Origin of the sequence: Aquabacterium sp. (genome assembly GCF_036279675.1) — a bacterium.
GTDB lineage: Bacteria > Pseudomonadota > Gammaproteobacteria > Burkholderiales > Burkholderiaceae_C > Aquabacterium.
Map to the genome: position 1 here is coordinate 26110 of NZ_DASUIS010000056.1, position 22092 is coordinate 48201.

Sequence of the window (22092 nt, forward strand, 5' to 3'; positions counted from 1 at the left end):
AAACCAGGGCGCAGCATGCTCAACCTGATCAATCTGGACCCCGCGCTGGAAGTCGCGCTCATGGGGGCGCTCATCGCCCTGCTGCCCGTCAGCGTGGTGGCCTGGCGCGCGCGCCGTCAGGGCTTGCGCGGCTGGCCGGCATGGCAGCGGGTGTTGACCGTGCTCACGCTGTTCCTGACGATTGATCTGGTCGTGTTTGGCGCTTTCACGCGTTTGACGGACTCCGGCCTGGGTTGCCCGGACTGGCCCGGGTGTTATGGCGAGACCAACCCCTTCGCTGCCCACGCGCAGATCAGCGACGCACATGCCGCCTTGCCTTCCGGGCCCGTGTCGCACAGCAAGGCCTGGATCGAGATGGTGCACCGCTATCTGGCCACCGGCGTGGGGGCCTTGATCACGGCGCTGATGGTGGCGGCCTGGGCTTTGCGTCGCCGTGCCGGGGCCTTGTCGCCCTGGTGGGCCACGGCGACCATGGTGTGGGTGTGCGCGCAAGGGGCCTTTGGCGCGTTGACGGTCACGCTCAAGCTGCAACCCATCATCGTGACCGGCCATCTGATTGGCGCCATGCTCGGCGTGGGGCTGTTGACCGCGCAGGTGCGCGTGCTCGACATGGCGGGCATGCCGGTGAGGCTTCGTCAGGCCTGGGCCGCATCGCCTGTGCGCAAGCTTGGATGGCTGGTGCTGGCCTTGTTGGCGGTCCAGATCGCGCTGGGAGCGTGGGTCAGCACGAATTACGCGGTGCTGGCCTGCACGGAAGTGCCGATGTGCCAGGGGCAATGGTGGCCGGAGATGGACTTTAAGACGGCCTTTCATCTGCTGCGCCCCTTGGGTGGCGACGGGCAGGGTGCATTCATCACCTTGTCGGCACTGACGGCCATTCATGTGACGCATCGCCTGATGGCCGTGCTCGTGGTGCTGGCCTTGCTGGTTTACGGCGGGGCATTGCGTCGCTGGCGCGATGGCGATGGCACGGCAGATGCATCCACGCCCTGGCGTCGTGACGGTCAGGCTTTGTGGTGGCTGACCGGGCTGCAAGTGGTGACGGGGCTGAGCAATGTGGTGCTTGGCTGGCCGCTGGTGGCGGCACTCGTGCACACCCTCGGTGCGGCATTGATGGTCTGGCGCCTGGTTCGTGTGTTGACTTGCACTGCACTGCCTGTGGCCAGCCATGCTGCCGTGCATGGCGATGCGTACAACGTTTTGTCGGAACCGCCACATCAGGGACTTCACGCTGGCGAACCGCAGGCCTCGGCCTCATAGTGGTTCTCCAGACACCAGGGGACATGCATGTCTGACGCCATCGCTTCATCTGCCGACAACGTCGTGCTGCCCGCCGCATCGGCGCCGCCCTCGACCTTCCGCCAGTTCTACGTGCTGACCAAGCCGCGCGTGGTCCAGTTGATCGTGTTCTGTGCGGTCATCGGCATGCTGCTGGCGGTGCCGGGTGTGCCGACAAGATCCGAAGCCTTGACGGCGCTGGCCGCCTGCATCGGCATCTGGTTGGTAGCGGGGGCTGCGGCGGCATTCAATTGCCTGATTGAGCAGGGCATCGATGCGCGCATGAAGCGCACCTCCTGGCGGCCCACGGCGCGTGGCGAACTCACCCGTTGGCAGACCTTGACCTTCAGTGCGGTGCTGTGCGGCATCGGCATGGTGATCCTGGCGGTGTGGGTCAACGCGCTGACCATGTGGCTGACACTGGGCACCTTCGTGGGCTATGCCGTGATCTACACCGTGGTGCTCAAGCCGCTGACACCGCAGAACATCGTGATCGGTGGCGCATCCGGTGCGATGCCGCCCGTGCTGGGTTGGGCCGCCATGCGGGGTGCGGTCGAGCCTGAAGCCCTGATGCTGTGCCTGATCATCTTCCTGTGGACACCACCGCACTTCTGGGCCCTGGCGCTCTACCGTGTGGAGGATTACGCCCGAGCCGGTCTGCCCATGCTGCCGGTCACCCACGGCAACGCCTTCACCCGCCTGCATGTCCTGCTCTACACCCTGATCCTGCTGGCCGGCAGCGTGTTGCCCTTCATCTACGGCATGAGCAACTGGATCTACCTGTGGTCGGCCTTGCTGCTGGGTGTGATCTTCCTGGGATACGCCTTTGCCCTCTGGCGGCGTTACAGTGATGCACTGGCCCGCAAGACCTTCCGCTTCTCCATCATCTACCTGATGCTGCTGTTTGCCGCCTTGCTGGTCGACCATTACTGGACGATCTGACGATCCACAAGCGATGAGCAAACTGTTTTCTTTCACCCGCCGGGCGATGTTGCTGGCGGGGCTGGCCGCGGCCGTGTCCCTGGCCGCTTGCGACAAGGCAGGCACCTCTGCCGACCCCAAGGCCCCCGCACTCAAGTTCAACGCGGTGGACATCACCGGTGCCGCCTATGCTCGCAAGCTGGCCCTGACCGACTTCGACGGCAAGCCGCGCCAGTTGAGCGACTTCAAGGGCAAGGTGGTGTTCGTGTTCTTCGGCTTCACGCAATGCCCGGACGTGTGCCCCACGACCATGGCGGAGCTGGCCGAAGTGCGCAAGCGCCTGGGGCCGGATGGCGATCGCCTGCAAGGTGTGTTCGTGACGGTGGACCCCGAGCGTGACACGGCCGATGTGCTCAAGGCCTATCTGCAGGGCATGGACCCGAGCTTTGTGGGCCTGCGTGGCTCGCTGGCCGAAACCGAAGCCGTGGCCTCCGAGTTCAAGGTCTTCTACCAGAAGGTGCCGACCAAGAGCGGGGGCTACACCATGGACCACACCGCGGGTGCCTTCATCTTCGATACCGACGGGCAGGTGCGCCTGTTTGCGCGCTATGGCTCCAAGGTGGAAGACCTGACCGCCGACATCAAGCAGCTGCTGGCCTCAAGCAAGCGCTGAGTCGGCATCCACACGGGCCGATGACTGGCCCGTGCGAAACCCGAGGCTCAGGCTGCCGTCAGGGTGAAGCTCTGGCGGCCGCTCCAGCTCTCGTCCGGGCCCAGGGTGATGGGCTCGAAGATGCGCGCGGCTTCGATGCACAGCATGTTCAGCCAGCCATCTTCGGGCATGTCCTTGAGGGCGGCGCATTTGTCTGGGCCGGGATTCCACAGGACCACATCTGGCAGGTTGTCGGACTCGATGTCCAGCCGACGCGGGCCATCGCGCAGGAGCAGGGCGCCGGCCTCTGCGTAGATGCGGTCGATTTCGCCGTGGAAGCGCTTTTCCGGATGGTCTTCCGTGGCTTCGCCGCCCACGATGCTGTCCAGATAGCGTCGGCCCTCCAGGCCTTGCAGGCGCACCTGTGTGACGTCGGACACCGCCAGATAGGTGTGCAGGGCCGCAGCGAACGGCCAGGACGTCTTGCCCGGGTTATGGGCGTACAGCTCCAGGTCCAGTCGCTGGCCACTGATGGAGACCGTCAACTCCAGCGTGAAGCTGTGCGGCCAGATGGCCCGTGTCTCGGCACTGTCGTCAATGGCCAGGGTCAGCTGGGCGTGGTCCTTGCCTTGGCCGCTGCTGTCCACGGCCCAGGGACGGGTGCGTACCAGACCATGACGGGGCAGGCTGAAGTCAGGTCCGCGTTGTTCGAACTGGGGAAAGATCACCGGCACGCCACCGCGTACGGCCTGGCCCGGGCCGGCCACCGCCTTGGGTGACAGATACAGCTGTTCCTTGCCGCCAGCCGGAATCCAGGACACGACATGGCCGCCATGCAGCAGCACGGTAGCCTGGGCACCATCGGGTGATTGGATGCGCACGGCGGGTTGGCCGAGCACCTCGGTCATCGGGAAAATCAGTTCTTCGCTCATGCCGTGAGTATCCACCCTTCGATGGGGTGAATGCCGGGCGGCAGGCCCCAGGTGGGGGATCCCTGTTCGTGCTGGTGATGTGCCCAGCCAGCCTGCATCAGGCACAGCACGGCATCGAGCCTGTCACCCTTGTGATCGGCCACCAGTTGATCGCGTTGCGCCGGGCTGAGCTTGAGCCGCAGGCCCAGGCGCGTGCGACCTTGCTCCAGTGCATCCACCAGGTCCATGCGGGCGATCAGGCGTTCCTGGGTGGCGTCGGTCTCGCTTTTGTAGCTGCGTTTGCCCAGCAATTCGCCAGCCAGCAAGCCGGGATAGGCCTCGAACGCCATGGCTTCAGGGCGACCCTGGCGCAGGCCGGGCAGGGTCAGGTCGGCTTTCACCAGCCTGGCCATGCCTTCAAAGTACATCTTGCCCACCGGCACGTAGCGGGTCTGTAGCGGGCTGGTGCTGGAGAGGCCAGGCACGGCCTTGTCCGTGGTGCGATGCAGCAGCTTGCTGCCCTCGGGGCGATCTGGTTGCCAGGTCTGGCCCCAGTGGTCGATGAGCTGCTGGAAGCCGGCGCGGTCGCCGCAGTGCTGATGCAGCGCCTGGATCAGGCGATCTGCAGCGAAGCATTGGCGTGTAAGGGCAGGATGGTGGGCTTCGCCCAGGTCGCGCAGCAGCGCGGGCAGCTCGCCGGGGCCATGAACGCGCAGGGCATCCACGAAGGGCGAGGGCAGGCCAAAGGGGAAGTCGCAGCCCATCACGAAGCCATGGGCCAGCTCGGGCCTGGCTTTGGCGCCATCGCTGGAGATCAGCGCTTCGAGCTCGGCCAGCGTGGGCAGCTCATCCACGCGATCCAGGCGAACCACCTGGCCAGCGCGGCGCCCCCAGGCGAGCGTCAGGGGCTTGCGTTTGCTGGGCGCGCAGCTGAAATCGAGGCCCAGCAGCGTGGCGGGCGCGCTCAGCAAGGCCGGGAAACAATGGACGCCGTGGCGATCAGTTCTTCCAGCAGGGCCATGGAGACCTTGCCGGAGACCGCATACGGATCCAGCACCGGGCGCTCGGAGTACTTCAGCAGGATCGACGGGTTCACGCGCGCCAGGTTGACCTGGCCCATGGTCCAGCCGGCAAAGCGCCGTTCGGTGATCTCTTCGTACTGCAACAGCACCACATCCCGATGGCGCGGGTCCTGGCTGATGTTGTTGTAGAGCTGGCTGACGGCATCGCGGCCACCTTCGAGCACCTGCATGAAGATGTCACCGCTGTAGCACAGCAGGCCGGTGACGCCCAGCGCCGGGTTGCCCTTGCGGGAGGCGGCCAGGATGTGGTCGATGACTTCCGCCGTGAGCGTTTCCGACGCACGGCTGGCGTACAGCAGACGAACCAACATGAGGTTCAGCCTTTCTTGTGGTTGACCAGAGAAAGGAATTCTCGCCGCAGATTGGGGTCCTTCAGGAAGGAGCCGCGCATCACGCTGTTGATCATCTTGGAGTCCATGTCCTTCACGCCACGCCAGTGCATGCAGAAGTGATCGGCTTCCATGACCACGGCCAGGCCGTCGGGGTTCATGCGCGACTGCAGGATGTCGGCCACCTGGGTGACGGCTTCCTCCTGGATTTGCGGGCGGCTCATGATCCAGTCGATCAGGCGGGCGTACTTGGACAGGCCGATCAGGTTGGAGTGCTCGTTGGGCATCACGCCGATCCAGACCCGGCCGATGATGGGGCACAGGTGGTGCGAGCAGGCGCTGCGCACGGTGATGGGGCCCACGATCATCAACTCGTTGAGCCTTTCCGCATTGGGAAATTCCGTGACGGCGGGCGCCTCGTGATAGCGGCCGCGGAAGATCTCGTTGAGGTACATCTTGGCCACGCGACGGGCCGTGTCCTGGGTGTTGTGGTCACTGTCGGTGTCGATCACCAGGCTGGAGAGCACCTCGCTCATCTTGCCTTGCACCTCGTCGAGCAGCTTGTCGAGTTCGCCGGGTTCGATGAATTCGGCGATGTTGTCGTTGGCGTGGAAGCGCTTTTGCGAGGCCTTGATGCGCTCGCGAATCTTGACGGAAATCGGCGTGCCGTCGTCAGCGCCGCCGTCCTGCTGAGGGGCAGGGTCGGACTTGCTGGTGTCGATGGCTCGGAGCGAGGGAGTGGTCATGGCGCGTCCAATGACTGGGGAATGGCTGAGCCCCGATGCTATCAAGGGCTGGACAACCTTGCTGGCTGTCCGGGAAGGACGCGCGTCAAATGACGTGAACAAAGGGGGGACAGAAGGGGTTTCAGTCCTGATGGCAGGCGGCCGCGGTGGGGTTTTGCACGCAAACCCGGGCGCGGCAGGTGGCTGCTTCGGCGCCACTCAGGCTGCCGCAGCGCTGTTTGAGTTCCTCCGCCACGGACAGGGTGGCAGGCGCAGGCCGGGGGCGGGTGTGGGCGAACATGGCTTCCAGCAGTGCGACGTCTTCATCCTTGCTCTTGCTGGCCGGTGTGCGTCTGGCTGGCGGTGGCATGCTGAGCTTGGTGTCGAGGTTGCCCGCGCCGGAGGTGGAGGCCGTGGTCGCCGCGTCATGTGCCGGCGCCTGTGGCTGGGCCTTGGCGGCCGGAAGGGGCGTTGGGGTGGCTGCAGCCAGTTTCGGTGTCGCCGCTGTCGGGGCGGCCGTGGCCACAGAGGTCGTCTGTCGGCTCATGTCAACTGGCTTGATGGCAGCCGAGCCTGGTTGCATCGTGCCGGGCGCCTGCGCTGGATTGACGGCGGCCACCTTGGTATCGGTGGGAGGCATGGCAGGTGGTGTGTTGATCACGTTCTCGATCACGGCAGCCTGTTGTGGCGCGGGCGCCATGGCCGGGTGTTGAGGTGGTGCGATCAGCGCGGCCAGCGGATTGCTGGTGTCAGCCTTTACTTTGGGCGTCAGGCCACTGGTGCGTTTGATGCCCTCTGCGTTCGCGGAGGGCTTGTTGCCAGGTTGCTCTGTCCGGGCCGGACCGCTGTGGCCATCCACGATCACCATCACGAAACTGGCCAGCAGGGTCAGCACGCCAACGCCCATCAGGCCGATCAGCGCTTTGGTCTGCCAGTTGCTGCGCTTCGGCCTGGTGACCCCGTGGATCGTCATGGGCTTCTTGCGGCGGGCGGGGCGGCGTGTGGACTCCAGCGTCGATAGAATGCGCACGCGCTGCGTATCGCCGCCAAAGGTGCTGTCCTCGTTGTCCATGCCGGCGAACAGGCTGGGACGATCCAGGCTTGGTCGGCCGGGTTTGTCTGAGGTGGATTGGCGGACGAGTCGTCCACCGTGGTTCTGGCTCAAGCCGGGCTCCCTTGTTCTTGTCGGTTCTTCAGCGAATCGGGGCATTCTAAGGACGGGCGGCCCAACGCGATATGGGGCTGCAACGGGGTTGCAAATAATCGTTACAAAAAATGATGCGAACAGGGTGGGTCTGGTTGTTCTTCCTGCTGGGCTGCGTGATGCTGGCCTTGCTGGTTTTTCCTCAATGGCGTGAGCGCTTGTGGCGTAGCGCGCCGCCGTGGTCTTCGCGCTGGACTTGGGCCCTGGGTTCGGTTGTGCTGCTGTTGATGCCTGTGGCTTTGGTGCTGGCGCTTGGGCTCAAGGGGCCACGTACGCTGGAAGGCTTCGACGATCGCATTGATCCGGGCAATCAACAGGTGGCGCATCTGCTGGCGGGTGAACAACTGGTGCCGCCTCCGCCTTTGCCGCCGGATGTCTTCACGACCGTCGAGGTTGAAAGCGTTCGGCCGATGTTGTCGAGTGCCGATCGCCGCTGGGATCTGATGGATCCCGAGTTTGTTCAACGGGTGCTGATGGTCTTCAAGATCATGAAGGACGAGCATGGCTACGAGATGGCGCTGCTGGAGGGCTACCGCAGCCCCGAGCGGCAGGCCATGCTGGCGGCCAAGGGCAGCAACGTGACCATGGCGGGCGCCTGGCAGAGCTATCACCAGTACGGCCTGGCAGTGGACCTGGCCTTCTACAGGGACGGCAAGTTGGTGATCTCGGAGAAGGACCCCTGGGCCATGCGTGGCTACCAGTTGTATGGACAGGTGGCCGAGCAAATGGGCCTGACCTGGGGTGGCCGTTGGCAGATGATGGATCTGGGCCATGTGGAGTGGCGAAAACCAGGTGCCAAAGAGGCGATCAAGGCCGCTGCTGCCGGGGCAAAGGTGCAGTGATATCCGGGCACGTAACCACTGCGCGCATTTGACACAGTTGGTAACGGCGTTACCCCTCCTGCGGGGGGGCTCTCGGGTGTGTGCAGCCTTTAGACTCGCCCCGCAGCGGCGCAATCCGGCTGACACCAACACATCACAAACAGGGAAGCAGACGCCATGGGCCGTCCATTCATCGTATTGGGTGACACCACCGATCATGGTGGCACGGTCATCGAAGCCTCGGGCACGACGGACACCCAAGGCAAGCGCATCGCCCGTGTAGGCGACCAGGTGACTTGCCCCAAACGCAGTCACGGCACGACCGTCATCGTCTCGGGCGATCCCACGATGATCATCGATGGAAAGCCCGCTGCGCGGCATGGTGACAAGTGTGCATGTGGTGCCACCCTGATTGCGGCACAGGCGGTCTCCACGGGCATCTGAGTCACATCGGGTGCGCTCTTCATAAAGAAAAAAACAGGTCGGGGTCGAACATCGACTCGGTCATCAAGCAGGCAGTCAGGGCATGACCAAGGTATTGAAAGCAGGCGCTTTGTGGCTGGCGATCACCGTTGTCGTCTGGCTGTTCACGATCTGGCATTGGCAATCCAGCGGCCATCAGGCCAGCACCACCGAGATCGTCTGGCAACTGTTCGTGTTGCCGTTGGCGCTGACAGGCTTTTTCCTGCTGGTCCTGTGGGGCGCCACGCGTTTGCGCGAGCAGGCATCGGCTCCGCTGGTGACGCCGCCCAAGCTGGCTGCTGCAACGGTGCCTGCTGCGCCGACGCAAGCCGTGACCGATGACGCGCAGCGGCAGTTGTCGGCATGGGTGCTGGCCGAAGCCGTGACGCTGTCTGCAGGAACCGATGCATCGGCGGCATGGAGTGGCTTGCAGTCGCGGGCGATCCGGCCCGAGCTGGACAGCGAGTTGCAGGACGTGGATGGCTTGCCCATCTTCACCTCGCGCGTGGCCGATCTGGATGTGCGCGACTGGCTGGATGCGCATGCCGAACTGGCGCAGGATGGCGTCGAATTGCCCGATGCCGTGCTGCGCGGTCTGGCCTTGCTGGAAGCCCCTTTGCACCACATGCTGAGTGCCGTGAGCGAGCTGGTGCCTGCAGGGGGGCATGTGGCTGATACGGATCAGCAGGGGCGATCAGCCCAGGTCGGTGACATGAAGTCGCATTTGTCTGGCGTGGCGATGCCCGTCAACAAGGCCCAGTTGCAGGCGAAGGCCGCTCTGGCCCCGCACCTGACCGTGCGGCTGCTTCTGCCCACCAGTTGGGCCGACCACGAGCGCGCGGCGGCGGTGGAATGGGTGCGCAGCCAGTGCGGCAGCCTGCTGGACTGGGCCGAGGCCACCGGTGCCAAAGGTGTGCGCTGGCTGGTTGACACGGTAGAACGGCCTGAAGACCTTTGGGATGAGCTGGATCGCCAGATGGTGCAGTGGACGCGCGAGCCGCGCCCCGAGTTGTGGCTGGTCCTGGCTGTGGACAGCGCCGTCAATGAGGCGCGCGTCGAGCGCATGCAGGCGGTGGGCGAGTTGTTCACGTCCTCTCATCAAACGGGCAAGGTGCCCGGAGAGGCCGCAGCCGGCCTTCTTCTGGCCAACGAGCACTGGCCCGATCTGGCCGAGCGCGCCGAGCCGCCTGTGCGCATGTGGCGTCCAGTGCGTGTCGCACGCGACAAATCCGCCGATGCAGCAGGGCGCGTGGGCGCCACCGTGCTGGGCGCGGCCTTGCAGCATGCCTTGTCCTTGAATCAGGCGGACAAGGATCGCTTGCTGGTGGTGTCCGATGGCGACCACCGCGCCAGTCGCACCGCCGAATTATTCGAAGCCCTGCAGGACGTGATGCCGGGCGTGGACCCCATGCTGGCCGTGACCCGCGTGGGTGAATCCTGTGGCGATCTGGGTGTGGCGCGGGCATTGGTGCCTTCGGCGCTGGCCTGCACCGCCTTGCGCACAGGCGATCGGCCTGATCAGGTGGCCGTGGCCACACACGTGCAGTCTTCTCATGATCGGGTCGTGGTGGCTCTGGCGCCTTGGCGTGCCGAGCCTGTCGCGGCCTGATCGACATTGGTACAAGTCCATGCAACGAATCTGGCAGTTCCTTCTTGATCCTCGTGTGCTGGCCGTGATCGGCCTGGCCGCATTGGCTGGCTTGCTTCTGGTTGGTGCCGATGCCATGCGCATCGGCCTGGTCTGGGCCGTGGCCGTGCTGGCCTTGCTGTTGCTGGCCTGGGCGGGTGTGTGGGCGTGGCGGCGCTACAAGGCCCGTCAGGCGGCCAAGGCGCTGGAGCAAGCGATGGACGCCGATGCCGACAAGGCCTTGAAGGCCGCGGCCAAGGCAGGCAAGCAGGATGAAGTGGCGGCCGTGCGTGAGCGCATGGCAGAGGCCGTCAAGCTGATCAAGTCATCCAGGCTGGGTGAGACTTCCGGCTCTGCTGCCTTGTATGAGCTGCCCTGGTACGCCGTGATCGGCAACCCAGCCGCCGGCAAGAGCTCGGCGGTGGTCAAGTCCGGGCTCAAGTTTCCGTTTGCGGAAAGCGCTGACAACGTCATCCAGGGCATCGGCGGGACACGCCATTGCGACTGGTACTTCACCACGGAAGGCATCTTGCTGGATACCGCAGGCCGCTACGCCGTGCACGAAGAAGATCGCAGTGAATGGCTGGGCTTCCTGTCGCTGCTCAAGAAGCATCGGCCCAAGGCGCCGCTCAATGGCGTGATCATGGCCGTGAGCGTGGCAGAGCTGGGGGGCAACAAGCCCGAGTTCGCCATCGATCTGGCGCGCAAGTTGCGCCAGCGCGTGCAGGAGCTGACCGAGAAGCTGGAGGTTTTTGCGCCGGTGTACGTGGTGTTCACCAAGGCCGACCTCATTGCCGGTTTCGTTGACTTCTTCGAAGACCGTGATCGCGGCGAACGCGACAAGGTCTGGGGGGCCACCTTGCCGTATGACACGGCCGGTGGCGTGGATGCGGTGGCGCAGTTCGAGACGCACTTCGAAGCGCTGTACCAAGGCTTGAAGGATGCCTCGGTGGCGCGCATGTCCTTGCACCGAGGCGAGCAGTTGCCGCCTGGCGTGCTGACCTTCCCTCTGGAGTTCGCGGCGCTCAAGCCGGCGCTGCGCACCTTCATCAACACGCTGTTTGAAGAGAACCCTTATCAGTTCCGCCCGATCTTCCGAGGCTTCTATTTCACCAGTGCCGTACAGGAAGGGCAGTCCACCAGCCGGGCCAGCGAACGCGTGGCCGAACAGTTCGGCCTGCAGCTGCAACCGGGTACTTCGGCTGCGGTGTATTCCAACAGTGGCTTCTTCCTCAAGGAGCTGTTCTCCCGCGTGATCTTTGCCGATCGCCAACTGGTGCAGCAGTACACCAGCCGCAACAAGCTGCGCCTGCGTTACGCAAGTTTCTTTGGCGGCGTCGTGTTGCTGGGGGCCTTGCTGGCCGCATGGACCTGGTCCTACATGGGCAACCGTGAGCTGGTGGCGCATGTCGAGGCCGACCTGATCAAGGCGCAGCAGGTTCAGGACAAGCGCGTGGACCTGCAGTCCCGCCTGGAGGCGCTGGAGATCCTGCAGGATCGCCTGGAGCAGATGCAGCGCTATCGACAGACGCGCCCCTGGTCCATCGGCATGGGCTTGTATCAGGGCCAGGCCATTGAAGATCGCCTCAAGGAAGAGTACTTCAACGGGCTGCAGGTCGTGATGTTGCAGCCTGCGGCGCAGGCCATCGCCGCCTACCTGGGTGAGGTCAATGCCCATGCAGCCGATCTGCGGCCCTTGCAGTTCCTGCCGGATCCGAACGCCCAGCCGGTGGCCGCAACGGGCGCTGCCAATACCCCCGGTGTGATCACCGAAAACGCCAATGGTGATCCGGTTACCGAGGCGCCGGCGGCGGGTGCGTCGCCTTATGCCCATGCGTCCAGCACCAATGTGACCGAGGCCTACAACGCGCTGAAGGCCTACCTGATGCTGGGTGAGCGCGGCCGGCTGGAACCCGGCCACATGAGTGACCAGCTGACACGCTTCTGGCGCACCTGGCTGGACAACAACCGCGGCAACATGCCGCGTGAGCAGCTCATCCAGAAGGCCGAGCGCATCATGTCCTTTGCCATGGCGCAGATGGCGGATCCGGCCTTCCCCGAGCAGGAGCTCAATGTCAGCCTGCTGGACCAGACGCGCGACAACCTGCGTCGTGTCATCAAGGGCATGCCGGCTCGCGAGCGTGTGTACGCCGAGATCAAGGCGCGTGCCGCCACGCGCTTTGCACCGGTGACCGTGGCGCGACTGGTGTCGGATGCGGACCGCCAGGTGGTGGCCGGCGGGTATGCCGTATCCGGTGCGTTCACGCGCGAAGCCTGGGATGGCTATGTCAAGGATGCGATCAAGGATGCGGCCAACACCGAGCTGCAGTCAACCGACTGGGTGCTCAAGACGGCCTCCAGTGATGACCTCACCCTGGAAGGCAGCCCGGAGCAGATCCAGAAGTCGCTGACCCAGCTCTACAAGGCCGAGTACGTGCGCGAATGGCAGAAGTTCATGCAGAGCGTCAGCGTGCAGGACTTCGCCAGCTTTGATGCGGCCGTGGTCAACATGAACCGCCTGGGTGATCCGGCCAACTCGCCTTTGGGCGTGTTGCTCAAGAGCCTGTATGAGCAGACATCCTGGGACAACCCCTCCTTGCTGGATGACAGGCTGGGCGCAGGCAAGCGCTCTTTCATGGAGTGGTTCAAGCAGACCATTCTTGGAGGGGCACCTTCTCAGGTGGCCATCAATGTGGACATGGACCTGAGCAAGGAAAAGGCCAAGCCCATGGGGCCGATCGGCAAGGAGTTTGCGGGTGTGGGGCGCCTGATGATGCCGCGTGAAGGCAGTGAGCCCATGATCCGCGCCTACCTGGCCTCGCTCGCCAAGATTCGCTCGCGCTTCAATCAGATGAAGACGCAGGGTGATCCGGGACCGGCGTCGAAGCAGTTGATGCTGCAGACGTTGGAAGGTAGCGGCGAGCTGGCCGAGGCCCTGAAGCTGGTGGACGAGCAGATGCTCAATGGCATCGGCGATTCGGCTCGCAACACGCTGCGCCCATTGCTGGTTCGGCCCTTGATGCAAGCCTATGCCGTGATCGTCAGGCCGACCGAGGCCGAGCTCAACCGCGTCTGGATGGCGCAGGTGTTCGAGCCTTATCAGCGCGGCCTGGCCGACAAATACCCCTTTGATCGGGGCTCCCGCATGGAGGCCGCGCCGTCTGAGATCGCCAAGGTGTTCGGCACCGATGGGGTGATCGCCAAGTTCGTGGAGCAGTCGCTGGGGGCCCTGGTGCTCAAGCGCGGTGATGGCGTGTCTTCGCGTACCTGGGCGGACATGGGGGTGCGCCTGCGGCCGGAGTTCGTCTCGGGGCTGGGTGCCTGGATCGCCCCGCTCAATGGGCAAGGCCCGGGTGCGTCTGCCGGCAATGGCGCGGCGGCACCTGAGGCGCAAACGGTGTTCCAGATCATGCCCTTGTCGGCACCTGGCTTGACCGAGTACACCGTGGAGATCGACGGGCAGGTGATGCGTTACCGCAATGGCCTGGCGAACTGGGCGCATTTTGTCTGGCCGGGTTCGGGCACGCCGGGCGTGCGCATCACGGGCAACACGGTGGATGGCAAGCAGGTCGAGTTCTTCAACGAGCCTGGGCGCTTCGGGTTGGAGAAGATGATCAATGCGGCGCAACGCAAGCGCGTCGACGGACAGACCCATGAGCTGCGTTGGGCACAAGGCGGTGCATCGGTGGGCGTGCAACTGCGCATCATCTCCAACGCATCGACACCCGCACCTGCTGTCACGGCCAACAGCAACGGTAATGGCAACGGCCCGGTGGGCAAGCCAGGCGCGCTGCCATCCATCATTGCCGGTCAGGACGAGGGGGCGAGCACCGCCACCAACAACACGAATAACAACAAGGAAGGATCAGCATCATGAGCGCGGTGATCACCTCACCCACGGAACTGCTGTATTTCGGCAAGGTGCCGTCGCGAGGCGACTTCGTGCGCAGCGCCCAGCATGCCTCGCTCATTACCAGCCTGGACAAATGGCAATCCCAGACCATGGACCGCCTGGCGGCCGATCCTCGCTGGAAGCTGGTCTACGACGCGGCACCGGCCACGCAGTTTGCGATTCTGGGCACGGGCAGTTCAGTGGGCCTGGCCGGGCACTGGCTGGCCAGCCAGGATGCGTCCGGGCGTCGCTTTCCCTTCATCACCGCAGGGGCCTTCGATCTGCCTCAGCCTCGTGATTTCGTGACGGTGGGTCCGCTGGCCCTGTCTCGTCTGTGGGCGCGCCTGGAGCAGGTGGCGCGCGTGGCCCATGCCGCAGTGGAACTGGAGCACGCTCAAGCCAGCCTCAATGGCCCGCTGGACGTGGACGTGAACCTGGCCAGCGCACAGCGCGCCTTCGAGGACTTTCTGGACACGCACTCGGTGGCCAGCCTGGAGCAGATGCTGGCTGCCAACGGCACGCGCATCTCGATCCGGCAGGCCACGCTGGCCATGGGCATGTTGCTGCAGCCGGCCATGGCACAAGGTGCGGCCAAGCTCACCAAGGTGCTGTGTCTGCCCCTGGTGTCCGATCCCGCGATGAGGGGCGCCGTTGCATCCTGGTGGTTGGCCTTGATCATGGGTTTTTTCAGTCGGCATTCGGTCGAGCTGGGCCTGTTTCTCACCACGCTGGATGGGCGCCCGTACCTGGTTGTGGGGTTTCAGGGGGCATCTGCGGCCACGCTGCATGCGGTGGTTGATCAGGCCTTGCTCGCGGAGCAGGGTGTGAACCTGCTGGACGCCGAGTGGGTTGAGGATGAGGTGGACGCCGATTACGGCTTGCGCAAGTTGTCCAATTACCTGCGTGACCCGGGCTTGTCGCTGGCTCAGGCTTTGAGCACCTACCGTGAAGTGTTCCTGGGAGTGTGATGTGAACAGGTCTTTCTTGCCCATGCGACTGAGTTGGGTGCTGGTGCTGGCCGGGTTGTGGCCCACGCTGTCGCCGCTCCACGCGCAAACCGCGGCCCAGGTTCAGGGCGCCAATCAGGTCGTGGTGGCAGGCACCGTGCCGGACGAGGCCACGCGGGTGGCCGTGATCTCGCGCATGCGAGAGCTCTATGGTGCAGACCGGGTGGTGGACCAGCTCACGCTCGGTTCCGTGGTGGCGCCGCCGCAATGGAACCAGTATGTGAGCAAGCTGCTGTCACCGTCGATCAAGCAGGTCAGCCATGGGCAATTGAGCATCCAGGGCAACACAGTGAGCATCCGTGGCGAAGTGGGCAACGAAGCCGTGCGCCAGCAGATCACCAGCGACATGGCCCAGTCCCTCAACCCCACCTATACGATTCGCAACGGCCTGCGCGTGGCGGTTCAGGAGCAGGCGGTGGTCGACCAGACACTGGCCAATCGGATCGTGGAGTTCGAGCCTGGTAGCGCGGTGCTGCGCCAGACGGCCTGGCCCATCCTCGACGAGATGGCCGTGGCCATGGGCAAGCTCAAAGGCCGCAAGTTCGAGGTCATCGGGCACACGGATGCGTCCGGCGCGCGTGCGGCCAATGTGAGCCTGTCGCTGGCGCGGGCGCAGTCGGTCAAGAGCTATCTGATCGGCAAAGGCTTGCCGGCGGACAGCATGGCCATCTCGGGTCTGGGGCCCGATCAGCCTGTGGCTTCCAACGCCACCGAAGAGGGCCGGGCACGCAACCGACGCATCGAATTCCGCGTCGGCTCCTGACCCTGCCAGATGCGAGGGCAGTGCGCTTCAGGCGTCCTGGCCTGCGTTGTCGTCCAGGCCCAGCAGCTCTTCCAGATGTGACATGGCACCCTGGTCCTTGATGACCTTGCGCAGCCATTCATGCAGCGGCATTTCGCCCCATTTCACGGCCTTCTCTGCCAGGTAGGCCACAGGGCTGTGAGGCTCGGTGCGGCGGAAGAAGCTGGCCACTTCGCGTAACTGCTGGATGGCCTGAGCGCGCGTGCGCAAGGGGCCGCCCTGGCCGCAGGTACCACGGTTGGCGGCTGGGCCATCCGTACCGACGTCGTCGCTCTGGTCAGGCAGATTCCCTGACAGGTCGTCAGACAGCCCATGTGCGTCGCTGCCGCCGTCGTGCAGTGCACCGACGTCACGTGCCAGGCGCTCCAGCTCGTGGATGACCGAAGCCAGTGCCTCCTTGGCCTGCACGAAGCCAGGGCCATCGGCGCCCAGGTGGCCATCGACGATCTGTTGCCAGGCCAGCAGATGTGCTTCACAGTGGCGCGCCGATTGCAGCCTGGCCAGCAGATGGGCCGAGGGGGTTTCCTTCAAGGCGCGGTTGAACTTGTCGACCGTCAGGGCGTCGGCGCCCTGGCGCGCCGCATCGGCCTCGTCGCGATCCGACTGGGCCGCGTTCTGCCTCGCAGTGGCCAGATCACGCAGGCTGTAGGCGGCGCCTTGGCGCCCTTTGGTGAAGGGCAGGGCATCGGACAAGACCACCACACGGTGCAGCAGCCAGCCGATGTTGCCGATGCGTTCTTCGAAGTCGCTGCCATCGGCCTGTGGGTGCAGATCGTTCCAGTAGCGCTCGCACAGCTGGGCGCACAGCTGAAGACCTTGGTCCAGGCCCTCGTAGCCCTGCGTGATGGCCTGGGCTTCGGTCAGCCACATGGCCAGTCGCAGGTCCTTGGTGCGGCTGCTCAGCAAGGTGGCGCAGGCCTGGCTCACGCCTGGCCAGTCCGCTACCTTCAGCGAGGTGACCCATTCGCCTTGATCCAGCGTGGGGTCGTCCTGGCGACGCATCTCGGCGATCTGATCGAACTCGGTCGAAAACGACATGTCTTCGCCACACGGCGAGGCGCCTGCGATGGGCGCCAGCAAAGCTTCCAGTTCCATAGCTTCCCTGATTCGTAGACAGCGATCATCCCATGAAGCAGGGTGCGCTTCGGCCATGCGCGCTCCCCCAAGCTGGGGAGAAAGACGTCAGACATGGATAAGATCGCCGCTTCGAGTGCTCGCTCTGGCGCTCGTATTTGCACCGATCCCGTTCATGCCTCTCACCTTGTCACAACCCGTTACCTCAGGGCAGCTCGTCTTGCCGGCTGAGCTGACTTCGCGTCAGCGTGTCTGGCTGGTGGGCATCGTGCTGCTGCTGCATGGTCTGGTGGCTTGGCTGGTGTTGCAGGCATCGGTCAAACCCTTGGACTATCCCGAGCCTGTGGTGATCTCGGCGCAGCTGGTGCCAGAGACGCCCAGCCTGGCGCCGCCACCCCCACCCCCACCGCCGCATGTGGAGCCCCCACGCTCGCGTCACGAAGGGGTGGCGCCCATGCCTGTGCGCAACCAGGTGGCGCAGCGCAGGCAGGTTGTGGACGCACCCGCACCGCCGCCCGTTCTGGCCAGCCCCAAGTTGGCCCAGCCCACGGAGCCTGTGGTGCCAGCGACCGAAACCCGCGTGGTGCCACCCGCGCCGTCGGCGACCACCCAAGCAGCGGCAGTGCGTGCTCAAAAAGATGTGGCCGGCGATGCGCCAGCCGGTTCGGAGCGGGGCCGCAATGATCCGAAGGACCACACGATCTCGCCCGCCGACTACCTGGTCAAGCCACCCAATGACTACCCGGCCGATGCCTATGATTTCGGCGAGTCGGGTACGGTGAAGTTCGAGGTGCTGATTGACGAGAGCGGGCGCCCCGAGGACTTCAGGATCTCGCGCAGTTCGGGTTCATCTCGACTGGATCGCCAGGCCAGGCGCAATGTCATGCGCGCGCGCTTCAAGCCTCGCACGGAGAACGGCCAGCCCTGGAAGGGGTGGCTGCATGGTCAAATGACGTTCACCGCCCCCGATTGAGCCTGACAACAAGTACCCCAGCCAAGATGAACCCTTCTGCCGTCGCCGCATCCCTGCCCATGCCCGCCGACTCTGCTCAGGTGTCGACCACTGCCACCACGACCGCGGGCACGGAACTGGGTTTTGTCCACTTCATCGGCCAGACCGATGCGGTCGGGCAAGGCCTGTTCGTGATCCTGGTGCTGATGTCGCTGGTGTCGTGGATCCTGATCCTGACCAAGGGCGTGGCCTTGCTGGGCCGGCAGCAGCGCAGCCGGGCTTTCCTGAAGGCCTTCTGGAACGCGGACTCGCTGGAAGCCGTGCACAGGCAGATACAGGCGCAAGGTGCAGCCGATCCTTTCTCACATCTGACGGCCCATGCCATGCAGGCGCAGATTCACCACGCGCGCTTCGGTGCCTCCAAGCTGGAGGAAGCGGGCAGTGCCCAGGAGTTCCTCACGCGCACCATCAAGAAGGTGCTTGATGAAATCACGATGGACATGGAGAGCGGCCTGAGCGTGCTGGCCACCATTGGTGCCACCGCACCCTTTGTCGGGTTGTTCGGCACGGTATGGGGTGTCTACCACGCGCTGCTGGCCATTGGTGCGACGGGCGCGGGTACGCTGGACAAGGTGGCAGGCCCCGTGGGTGAGGCGCTGATCATGACGGGCGTGGGCCTGGCGGTGGCCATCCCGGCCGTGATGGGCTACAACTGGCTGACCCGCAGCAACCGTGTGTGGGGCGCCAGACTGGACGCCTTCGCCTTCGAGCTGTTCACCTTCCTGTCGACCGGCCAGACCCTCAAAGGGCCGGGCAAGTCGAACTGAACCGGACGAGGTGCGACATGGCTTTTGCAAGCTTCGATGACAAGCGCAACAGCGCACCGATGGCCGAGATCAACATGGTCCCGCTGATCGACGTGATGCTGGTGCTGCTGGTCATCTTCATCGTCACGGCGCCCTTGTTGAGCCACTCGGTCAAGCTGTCCTTGCCCAAGGCCAGCACGCAGGTGATGGCGATCAAGGCCGAGAAGATCGACCTGTCCATCGATGCGCAGGGTGTGCGTTTCTGGAACGGTCAGCCGGTCAGCCGCGAAGAGGCGGTGGCCCGCTTTGCCGCAGAGGGGGCCAAGGCCGTGCAACCCGAGTTGCTGCTGCGCGCCGATCAGGCCGTGCCTTACAAGGCCGTTGCGGAGGCCCTGGCCGATGCCTCTCGGGCGGGCCTCACGCGGATCAACTTCGTGACCGATCCGGAGCTGGCCGCACCCTTGGCTGCACCTGCTGCATCCGCGCCTTGATTGAACAGACATTGCCGAAGAGCCGCCCATGAACACCACGACATCGTCCATCCCGCCCCAAGCCTTGGAAGGACTCAAGGTGATCGAGCTGGGGCAGCTGATCGCCGGGCCCTTTGCCGGCAAGACCCTGGCGGACTTTGGTGCCGATGTCATCAAGATCGAGCCACCAGCCACCGATGCCGTAGCTGGCGGTGACCCGCTGCGCCAGTGGCGCATGTTGCACAACGGCACCAGCGTGTGGTGGCAGGTGCAGAGCCGCAACAAGAAAAGCGTGGTGCTGGACCTGCGCACGGAAGAAGGCCGCGACACCGTGCGCCGCCTGATCGACGAGGCCGATGTGGTGATCGAGAACTTCAAGCCCGGCACCATGGAAAAGTGGGGCATGGCCTATGAGGCGCTGAGCCAGCGCAACCCAGGCCTGATCATGCTGCGCATCAGTGGCTATGGTCAGACTGGTCCATATCGTGAGCGGCCGGGGTTTGCCGTGGTGGCCGAGGCCATGGGCGGCATGCGCTATCTGAATGCCGAGCCGGGGCATGTGCCGGTGCGGGCTGGCGTGAGCCTGGGCGACACGCTGGCAGGTCTGCACGGCGCCATCGGCATCCTGCTGGCCTTGCAGGCGCGCCAGCGCAGCATCAGCCCGGAAGCCCCCAAGGGCCGAGGCCAGGTGGTGGACGTGGCCTTGTACGAGGCCGTGTTCAACTGCATGGAAAGCCTGTTGCCCGAGTTCAGTGCCTTCGGTGCCGTGCGCCAGCCGGCGGGTTCGGCCTTGCCGGGCATCGCGCCCAGCAACGCCTATCCTTGCGCTGATGGCATGGTGGTGATCGGTGGCAATGGCGACTCGATCTTCAAGCGCCTGATGATCGCCATTGCGCGCGATGACCTGGCCACGGATGCCGAACTGGCGAGCAACCCGGGCCGTGTCAGGCGCGTGGCAGAGATCGACGCGGCCATCGGTGCCTGGACCGCCTCTCGCTGCGTGGAGCAGGTGCTGGACGTGCTCAACGCGGCCAGCGTGCCGGTGGGCCGCATCTACAACGCGCAGGACATCGCGCAAGACCCGCATTACCGTGCGCGCGACATGATCCTGCCGGTGACGACACACGATGGCCTCACGGTCGAGGTGCCGGGCATCATCCCCAAGCTGTCGGCCACACCGGGCGTGATCCAGCGCCGCGGGCCGACCCTGGGTGAGGACACCGAGGCGGTGCTGGCTTCGCTCAAGCCCGCGCAGTGAGCTTTCAGCCCGCTGCGGCCATCACGTCTTGCCCGGCGGATGCCGCCACAGGTCCACAAAGGCCTGCCACCACCATGAGCGCAGGCCGATGACCAGCGTGTAAGGCTTGCGCTTGTCGGCTGGCAGGCGTTGATCGGCCAGATGTTGCTGAGCAAAGTCTTCGGCCGTGCGTTGCAGGCGCTCGGCAAAGGCCGATGCCAGGCCGGGGCCCAGCGAGCCATGCACCAGCAGGAGCATCTCGTCTTCGCCATCGAAGCCGCCGGCAAAGTACTCGTCCACCACGTTGTCCCGGAAGAACTGCATGACCGGGCCGTTCGGGCGCCAGCGGAAGGTCTTGGCGACCTGCAGGCGGTAGCGGTTGAGCGGGCGCAGTTCGATGATGCCCAGCTTGTCGAGTTTGGTGAAGTAGCGGATGCACTCCACCTCGCTGATGTTGTAGCTGGAGATGATCTGATCGAAGTTCCACTGGCTCAGGCAGCAGATGGCCATGAGCAGCAGCTTGCGATCGGCCACCACGGCGCGCTCCTGTGCCAGCGTGAGTTCTCGTCTCAGGGGTTGGGCGTCGGCCACGCGCCTCGCCAGCTCGGCGAAATCCAGCTTGAGCGCACGGCAGATGTCGTCCACCCGTGACAAGGGCATGTCGGCTTTGGCAAAGATGCGCTTGACGCTGGATTCGGCCATGCCCAGTCGGGTGGCGAGCTGCGCATAGGTCACGCCCGCAGCCTTGAGTTCGGCTTTCAGCGCGGTGACCAGATCCTGGCTGGTGCTCATGATCCAAGGCTCCTGTGTCTGTTCAAGTATCGAAAAATGATACTTCATGAACACGATGGTGGCACTCCGTATTGTTTGATTGACCTGCCCGAGGTGCTCGCCAAGAATCGCGTCCATGTTCAACAGCCAAGGCAAGACCATCATGGCTACTGTGATTCGACGCGATACCCGGGCCTGGAAGATTCAAGTCTGGATCTCATTTTCCATCGCCGCCTTTCTGTGCGGAACGGGTCTCGCGTGGTTGCCCGGCAAGGCACTGGAGCAGGCCTTCATGGTCATGGGCTATGTGTTCTCCTTGTCCACGGTGTTCGTGCTGTCCAAGCATGTGCGTGACCAGGCGGCCGCTCAGGATGGCACGCCGATGTGGTCCTTGGTGGTGTGGGTCGGTTTCGCACTCGCCGTGGGCCTGACGGGTTGGGGCATGTGGCAGATGGCGGTTGACGCTTGCTACAAGGCCTTCCTGATGGTGTGCTGGTTGTTCTTGCTGTCTTCAGCCTTCACGCTCGCCAAGATGCTGCGTGATGCACATGAAGACGATGTGGCCGCGATGTCGGTGTCTCAGTAATCCCTTCTTCCAACTGGAGTCAGATCATGTGTGTTGATCGCGTATCGGTGTCTGTTCGTCGCGGCCTGCTGGTGTCGCTGCTGTCGGTGGCCATGGCCTTGCCTGCGGCACCCGCCCTGGCACATAACGAGGGCTTGTCGGAAGCCAGTGCCTTGTCGGCCTTGCCGGTGGCCGTGTCGGTCTCGGCGCCCATCCTGTCCGTGGCTGCGGGGTCGGTGCTGGTGCTGGCATCCATCGAGGTGGTGGCAGATGGCACGGTGTGGGTGTTGCAGCGTGCCAGCGACGGCGCGCGCATCGTGGTGAAGTGGTCGGCGATGTCCGTGGGCATGGCGTCCGTGGCCGTGGGTACTGCCATCACGGTCACGGCCATCAGTGCGGGCTGGGTCTTGTCCACGGCCGGTACCGTGCTGGCACTGATCCCCAATGCGCTGGGGCAGGCCTTGCTGCATCACGAACGCGTCATTCGCTGAACCAGGAGTCGAT

Annotated in this window: 22 protein-coding genes; 15 read left to right on the top strand and 7 right to left on the bottom strand. The window is 64.6% G+C overall.

Features of this window, described 5'->3' with window-relative positions; all coding sequences use genetic code 11:
* The first annotated feature begins 15 nt into the window (after positions 1 to 15).
* Genes VFW93_RS06720 through VFW93_RS06730 form a run of 3 tightly spaced genes read left to right on the top strand, consistent with a single transcriptional unit; the run spans position 16 to position 2872 of the window.
* Positions 16 to 1260 (top strand): COX15/CtaA family protein, encoded by a 1245-nt coding sequence (locus VFW93_RS06720; RefSeq protein WP_329693218.1) that lies wholly within the window; start codon positions 16 to 18, stop codon positions 1258 to 1260.
* Between the two features lie 27 nt (positions 1261 to 1287).
* On the top strand, positions 1288 to 2220 hold the full coding sequence (gene cyoE, locus VFW93_RS06725) for a heme o synthase (protein ID WP_329693219.1): 933 nt from the start codon (positions 1288 to 1290) through the stop codon (positions 2218 to 2220).
* Positions 2221 to 2233: 13 nt separating this feature from the next.
* Positions 2234 to 2872 carry an SCO family protein gene (locus VFW93_RS06730; protein ID WP_329693220.1) on the top strand — a complete coding sequence of 213 codons (639 nt, stop codon included), beginning with the start codon at positions 2234 to 2236 and terminating at the stop codon, positions 2870 to 2872.
* A gap of 47 nt (positions 2873 to 2919) precedes the next feature.
* On the opposite strand, the gene VFW93_RS06735 is transcribed toward VFW93_RS06730, so the two are convergent.
* The 5 genes from VFW93_RS06735 to VFW93_RS06755 all read right to left on the bottom strand — a co-directional run bounded on the left by VFW93_RS06735 (position 2920) and on the right by VFW93_RS06755 (position 7063).
* Positions 2920 to 3783 (bottom strand): D-hexose-6-phosphate mutarotase, encoded by an 864-nt coding sequence (locus tag VFW93_RS06735; RefSeq protein WP_329693221.1) that lies wholly within the window; start codon positions 3781 to 3783, stop codon positions 2920 to 2922.
* The gene (locus tag VFW93_RS06740; protein ID WP_329693222.1) at positions 3780 to 4733 is read right to left on the bottom strand and encodes a DUF429 domain-containing protein; all 954 of its coding nucleotides are present in this window, start codon (positions 4731 to 4733) and stop codon (positions 3780 to 3782) included. The genes VFW93_RS06735 and VFW93_RS06740 overlap by 4 nt, the downstream gene beginning before the upstream one ends.
* The gene (locus VFW93_RS06745) at positions 4727 to 5155 is read right to left on the bottom strand and encodes a BLUF domain-containing protein (protein WP_329693223.1); all 429 of its coding nucleotides are present in this window, start codon (positions 5153 to 5155) and stop codon (positions 4727 to 4729) included. Before VFW93_RS06745 ends, VFW93_RS06740 begins: the two co-directional genes overlap by 7 nt.
* A 5-nt stretch (positions 5156 to 5160) precedes the next feature.
* The gene (folE, locus tag VFW93_RS06750; RefSeq protein ID WP_329693224.1) at positions 5161 to 5919 is read right to left on the bottom strand and encodes a GTP cyclohydrolase I; all 759 of its coding nucleotides are present in this window, start codon (positions 5917 to 5919) and stop codon (positions 5161 to 5163) included.
* Positions 5920 to 6040: 121 nt separating this feature from the next.
* Positions 6041 to 7063 (bottom strand): hypothetical protein, encoded by a 1023-nt coding sequence (locus VFW93_RS06755; protein ID WP_329693225.1) that lies wholly within the window; start codon positions 7061 to 7063, stop codon positions 6041 to 6043.
* A gap of 110 nt (positions 7064 to 7173) precedes the next feature.
* Between VFW93_RS06755 and VFW93_RS06760 the strand changes: the two genes are divergently transcribed.
* From VFW93_RS06760 to VFW93_RS06785, 6 genes are all read left to right on the top strand, one after another.
* On the top strand, positions 7174 to 7944 hold the full coding sequence (locus VFW93_RS06760) for a M15 family metallopeptidase (protein ID WP_329693226.1): 771 nt from the start codon (positions 7174 to 7176) through the stop codon (positions 7942 to 7944).
* Positions 7945 to 8100: 156 nt separating this feature from the next.
* Positions 8101 to 8367 carry a PAAR domain-containing protein gene (locus tag VFW93_RS06765; protein WP_290674716.1) on the top strand — a complete coding sequence of 89 codons (267 nt, stop codon included), beginning with the start codon at positions 8101 to 8103 and terminating at the stop codon, positions 8365 to 8367.
* Between the two features lie 82 nt (positions 8368 to 8449).
* The gene (locus VFW93_RS06770) at positions 8450 to 9994 is read left to right on the top strand and encodes a hypothetical protein (protein ID WP_329693227.1); all 1545 of its coding nucleotides are present in this window, start codon (positions 8450 to 8452) and stop codon (positions 9992 to 9994) included.
* 19 nt (positions 9995 to 10013) lie between these two features.
* Positions 10014 to 13889 (top strand): type VI secretion system membrane subunit TssM, encoded by a 3876-nt coding sequence (tssM, locus tag VFW93_RS06775; RefSeq protein WP_329693228.1) that lies wholly within the window; start codon positions 10014 to 10016, stop codon positions 13887 to 13889.
* Positions 13886 to 14872, top strand: coding sequence for a type VI secretion system-associated protein TagF (gene tagF, locus VFW93_RS06780; RefSeq protein WP_329693229.1), 987 nt, complete (start codon positions 13886 to 13888; stop codon positions 14870 to 14872). The genes tssM and tagF overlap by 4 nt, the downstream gene beginning before the upstream one ends.
* A gap of 22 nt (positions 14873 to 14894) precedes the next feature.
* Positions 14895 to 15674 carry an OmpA family protein gene (locus VFW93_RS06785; protein WP_329693230.1) on the top strand — a complete coding sequence of 260 codons (780 nt, stop codon included), beginning with the start codon at positions 14895 to 14897 and terminating at the stop codon, positions 15672 to 15674.
* Between the two features lie 27 nt (positions 15675 to 15701).
* On the opposite strand, the gene tssA is transcribed toward VFW93_RS06785, so the two are convergent.
* Positions 15702 to 16808 carry a type VI secretion system protein TssA gene (gene tssA, locus VFW93_RS06790; protein WP_329693231.1) on the bottom strand — a complete coding sequence of 369 codons (1107 nt, stop codon included), beginning with the start codon at positions 16806 to 16808 and terminating at the stop codon, positions 15702 to 15704.
* A gap of 154 nt (positions 16809 to 16962) precedes the next feature.
* On the opposite strand from tssA, the gene VFW93_RS06795 reads away from it, so the two are divergent.
* From VFW93_RS06795 to VFW93_RS06810, 4 genes are read left to right on the top strand one after another with little or no spacing between them, the layout of a single operon-like run.
* Positions 16963 to 17760: a TonB family protein gene (locus tag VFW93_RS06795; protein ID WP_329693232.1), complete on the top strand. Its 798-nt coding sequence runs from the start codon at positions 16963 to 16965 to the stop codon at positions 17758 to 17760.
* 26 nt (positions 17761 to 17786) lie between these two features.
* Positions 17787 to 18566 (top strand): MotA/TolQ/ExbB proton channel family protein, encoded by a 780-nt coding sequence (locus VFW93_RS06800; protein ID WP_414639607.1) that lies wholly within the window; start codon positions 17787 to 17789, stop codon positions 18564 to 18566.
* A 17-nt stretch (positions 18567 to 18583) separates the two neighbouring features.
* Positions 18584 to 19036, top strand: coding sequence for a biopolymer transporter ExbD (locus VFW93_RS06805; RefSeq protein WP_329693233.1), 453 nt, complete (start codon positions 18584 to 18586; stop codon positions 19034 to 19036).
* Between the two features lie 28 nt (positions 19037 to 19064).
* Complete coding sequence (locus VFW93_RS06810) at positions 19065 to 20273, top strand: CoA transferase (protein WP_329693234.1); 1209 nt, start codon at positions 19065 to 19067, stop codon at positions 20271 to 20273.
* 21 nt (positions 20274 to 20294) lie between these two features.
* Here VFW93_RS06810 and VFW93_RS06815 read toward each other — a convergent pair whose 3' ends face one another.
* Positions 20295 to 21044: a helix-turn-helix transcriptional regulator gene (locus VFW93_RS06815; protein ID WP_329693235.1), complete on the bottom strand. Its 750-nt coding sequence runs from the start codon at positions 21042 to 21044 to the stop codon at positions 20295 to 20297.
* 115 nt (positions 21045 to 21159) lie between these two features.
* On the opposite strand from VFW93_RS06815, the gene VFW93_RS06820 reads away from it, so the two are divergent.
* Entirely contained in the window at positions 21160 to 21609 is a 450-nt protein-coding gene (locus VFW93_RS06820; RefSeq protein WP_329693236.1) for a YiaA/YiaB family inner membrane protein, read from the top strand.
* A 26-nt stretch (positions 21610 to 21635) separates the two neighbouring features.
* The gene (locus VFW93_RS06825; protein ID WP_329693237.1) at positions 21636 to 22079 is read left to right on the top strand and encodes a hypothetical protein; all 444 of its coding nucleotides are present in this window, start codon (positions 21636 to 21638) and stop codon (positions 22077 to 22079) included.
* Positions 22080 to 22092 lie beyond the last annotated feature (13 nt).